Raw genomic sequence first — 4,414 nt, forward strand, 5'->3', positions numbered from 1 at the left:
CTCGGCGCCGCGGCCGGCGGCGCTGCTGCCGGGCGCATCGGCGCGCGGGACGCCCCCGGGCAGGTCGGCCTCATCCCCCGCCGCGTCCGGGCGACGGTCCTCGCCCTCGGCATGGAGCGCAGCCGCCATCGAACTGTAGCTATACGAGTCGCGCGCCGCCGGCTGGGCGGGCAGGATACGCAGCTCCACGGCCGCCGGGCGCGCGAGCACGACCTCGCGCGGAACGTCCGGATCCTCTCCCGCATCCTCGGCCGCGGACGCCTCCGCAGCGGCCTCGGACTCCGAGGGCGCGGCTCGAAGCGGGTAGTCCTCGGCCTTGAATTCCACGCACGGGCGCTTCTTCTTGCTCGTGGAGGGATACTTCATGTCCTCGAGCAGCACGAGCTGGTAATCGCCGGCGTGGGCGTCGGCGAAATCCAGGCGGTCCGCGCCCAGGTCCGGCAGGCCGCCGTTCTCGCGGTCGGCGGGGAGGATCCGCGCGAGCACCTCCCCCACGAGCGAGGTGCGGCTCCCGGGCTCGAGCTCGGTGGCGCGCTTCGCCCCCATGGCGAGGATCACCACCTCGCGGGCGCGCGTGATCGCCACGTAGAGCTTGCGCGCCGCCTCCTCGTAATCGAGGGCGTCGGAGGCGCGGCGCATGTACGTGAAGGCCTCCGCCGCCGTATCGGGCGCCTGGGTGACCTCCTCGTCGAGCACGAGGTCCTTCGCCGCGGCCATCTGGGCGTCCACGTCGAGCTCGGGGAGGTTGGGGCGCGCCGCCCAGAGCGTTCGGCCGCCCTCATCGAGCGTGGCGAAGCAGTCCGCGTTCACGCGGATCCCGTCGCTCTCGACCACCGCGACGACCGGGTACTCCAGGCCCTTCGAGGCGTGGATGGTCATGATGTGCACCGCGTCCTCGTCGCCGCCGGAGAGCGCGGCGGGCGTCTCCTTGATATGCGCGACGTGGTTCGCGACCGCGCGGGCGACGAGCCGCGGCGAGAACTCCCTGCCCCGCTCCTCGTCCTCGATGATCGCCATCACCTTGAGCACGTTCGCGGCGACGGCGCGGTCCTCGGCGCCGCCCCGCTCGAGGCGGGCGAGCCATCCGGATTCGTTCACCACGTCGCGCACGATGGCGCTCATGCGGTCGCGCCCGACGCGCGCGAGGGCGCGACCGAGGATCTCCCGCGCGCGGTCGAGGAGCGGCAGCGGCAGGAAGTCCTCGAGGATCTCGCCGCGGACGAGCGCATCGCCCGTGATGGTGCGCGCGTCCCTGATGCCCGCCTCGGCGTTCCACTGCGTGCCGACCGCCAGGAGCTCGGTCGCCCCGAACTCGAAGAGCGGCGAGGTGATGAGCGGCGTGATGCCCTGCTCGCCGTCCTCGGGGTCGGCGAGGAACGCGGTGAGCGCGAGCATGACCCCTACCTCGGGCGCCTTGGGGAACACCGAGGAGCCGCCGGAGATCACGCAGGGCATGCCAGCCGCGCGCACCGCGCGGGCGTAGACGTCGGCGGTCGTCATCTTCGACATGATGATGACCATGTCGCCGGGGGCGAACCCCTCCTCGTCGCGGAGGCGGCGGAAGCGCTCGGCGATCGCCTCTGCCTTCGCCTGGGCGCGCTCCTCGGTGGTGCCGCCCACCACGAGCACGGCCTGGCGGCGCGACAGGTCCGGGCTGCGCATCACATGGACCCCGCCCTTCTTGGCGAGCGCAGCGGCGCGCACCTCTTCGCCGCACGACTCGAGGTGCAGGAAGTCATGGCCCAGGCGGTTCTCCGCGCCGCCCTGGAAGATGCGGTCGGCGAACTCGAGGATCTGGGCATGGCTGCGGAAGTTCACGTCGAGGTCGAGCACGGTCCCCGCTCCGGACACCGCGGCCGCCTTGGCGCGGAACACCGAGACGTCGGCGCCGCGGAAGCGGTAGATGGACTGCTGCGCGTCGCCCACGGTGCACAGCTCGCGCCCGTCCGGGCTGCACAGCAGGTTCACGAGCTCCACCTGCTGCTGCGCGGTGTCCTGGAACTCGTCGACCATCACCATCTTGAACCTGCCCGCGAACTCGGCGCGCACGACGGGGTTGTGTTTCAGGGCGTCGTAGGCGATCTGGAGCAGGTCGTCGTTATCGAGCACGTTGCGCTCGCGCTTGAGGGCGCGGTAGGCCTCCTGCACCTCGGCGGCGAGCGGCATGAGGTCGTCGAGGGCAGCGGCGTTGGCGGCGAGGTAGGCCTCGGCGAAGAACTGCGCGCGGGCTTGGCGCACCTCGTCCACGAACTCCTTCTCCGCGCCCGCCACGCGCTTGTTCAGCGTGCCGCAGGCGGCGTAGCAGGCGCGCAGCGCCGGCAGGTCGCGCGGCGAGGCGAGGTAGGCCTCGATTGCCTCGACCGCCTCGCGCGCCGCGGCGGCGTTCTTGAAGGCGGGGGTCTCCGCGATGTCGCGGTACGCCTCGTACAGGCGGCGGTACGAGGGCTTCGGCACCACCTGCTGGAACTGCTCGAGCCCGCCCGTGGAGGAGGAGACCTTGTTCAGGATCGCGAAGAGGATGCCCATGAGGCTGTTGACGGCGAGGCTGCCCGGGGAATCCGGCTCCACCTTGAAGCGGCGGAGCAGCTCGGCATGCGCGTCGCCGGCGTTCGCCAGCACGCGCTCGACGGCGGTGCGCTTGAGGTCGTCGGCGTAGTCCGCCATCTCGAACGCGGGGTCGACGCCGAGGTCGAGCGCATGGGCGCGGATGATGCGCGAGCACATGCTGTGGATGGTGGAGAACCAGGCGTCCTCGACGCGCTCCGCCTGGGCCTCCATGCCCTCCTCGGTGAGCGCGCGGCGCACGCGCATCTTGAGCTCCTGCGCCGCCTTCGTGGTGAACGTGATCGCGAGCACCTGGTCGATGCTCTCGAGGAACGGCTCGGGCACATCGGGGTCCGCCCATTGAGCGCGCGGCTTCGAGCCGGGCTTCAGGGCGTTGAGCACGCGCTGGGTGAGGACGAGCGTCTTGCCCGCGCCCGCGCCCGCCGAGACGAAGACCGGGCCTTCGAGCGTCTGCACGATCCGTGCCTGCTTGGGGTCTAGGGTGATACCGGCCATCAGCGCCTCTTCTCGCACATCTTGATCGGGCAGTACTTGCAGGAATCCTTGGCCGGGGCGGGGGCGATCTCGCCCGCCTCGAGCCGGTCGAGCTCCTCGGCGATGCCTGCCTCCACCGCATCGAGCATCTCGGTGAAGCCGAGCGTGCCCTCGGGCTTCTTCGATTTCTTGCCCGGCGCGGGGAGGTCGGGGAAGGCATACACCCTGCCCGAGGGGAAGGCCGGCGGCTCCATGGAGGTGAGCGCCTCGTCCACCATGGCGGCGACCTTGGGGCCGCGCGTGATGAGGTAGGCCGCGCCCTGAGGCGAGGCGTGCGCGATGCGCCGGTACGCCTGGGCGTAGATGAGGGTCTGCACCACCGGGGCCTTGTCCCGGTCGCGCCCGGGGATCCACGTGCTCACCTCGGCCTCGGCATCCTCGCGCGCCGTGGGGTCGGGGGACGCCATATCGGCATCGCTGCCACCCGTCTTGTAGTCGATGACCACGAAGCGCTCGCCCGAGCCCGCGTCGGGCGCCACATCGATGCGGTCGATGCGGCCGCCCAGGGGCCTTCCCGCATAGCGCAGGTCGGCGGCATCGAAGGAGTACTCGAACAGCTCCGGCGTGAAGATGGGGAGCATGTCCGCCTCGGCGCGCACCACGCCCTCGAGCATGGGAAGCACGCTCGCGAGCCGCGAGCGCTCGAGCTCGCCCAGGGGCACGTAGGGCGAGCGCACGCGCGCCGCGCCCTGCCGCGCGTACTTGCCGTGCGTGAACTTGCCGCGCGCGTGGTCGGCCTTGAGCTCCTCGAAGGAGGCGCGCATGAGCTCGAGCGCGCGCTCCACGTTCTCCGGCGTCACGCGCATGAGCCCCGCTTCGATGAGCCGCTCATGGAAGCGCTGCATGATGTCGTGGACGAAGTTCCCGCGCTCGATGGGGCCGAACGCCGCGTCCAGCCGCTTCGAGCGGGCGCGGTTCGTCACGAGCCACTTGTAGGGGCAGGAGAGGTACGCCTCGATGCTCGACGCGGAGAAGCGCCGTGGGACGACCGCGCCGCGCCAGACCATGTCGGGCAGGTAGAGGTAGGGCGCGAGGTGCCGGGGCAGGGCGTGCGCCGGCGTACACGAGACCGTCTCGAGCGCGAGCCCCTCCCCGCCCGACGGGTCGAGGTTCTGCGCGAGCGCGTACTCGGTGGGCAGGCCCGCGACCACGGCCGCCCCCGCACCGAGGGCGTTTTTGAGCTCGTCGAGGGCGAACGCGGGAAACACCTCCTCGCCCTCGCGCGTGCGCGCCACGTAGGCGAGCGTGCCCGCGCGGCCGCCCGCGAGCGCCCGGCGCACCGTGACGCGCTGCCGCTCCGCGGGCGTGGCCGAGG

At 71.9% G+C, this 4,414-nt stretch carries 2 protein-coding genes; both read right to left on the reverse strand.

Annotated features, from left to right (window positions below):
• Positions 1–3,060: UvrD-helicase domain-containing protein (locus BN423_RS03870; RefSeq protein ID WP_019238951.1), on the reverse strand; the 3,060-nt coding region annotated here is incomplete at its 3' end.
• On the reverse strand, positions 3,060–4,414 hold a 1,355-nt coding region (locus tag BN423_RS03875; protein ID WP_019238952.1), incomplete at its 5' end, for a PD-(D/E)XK nuclease family protein. The genes BN423_RS03870 and BN423_RS03875, both read right to left, overlap by 1 nt.

The organism is Enorma timonensis (assembly GCF_000321165.1).
Lineage (GTDB): Bacteria > Actinomycetota > Coriobacteriia > Coriobacteriales > Coriobacteriaceae > Enorma.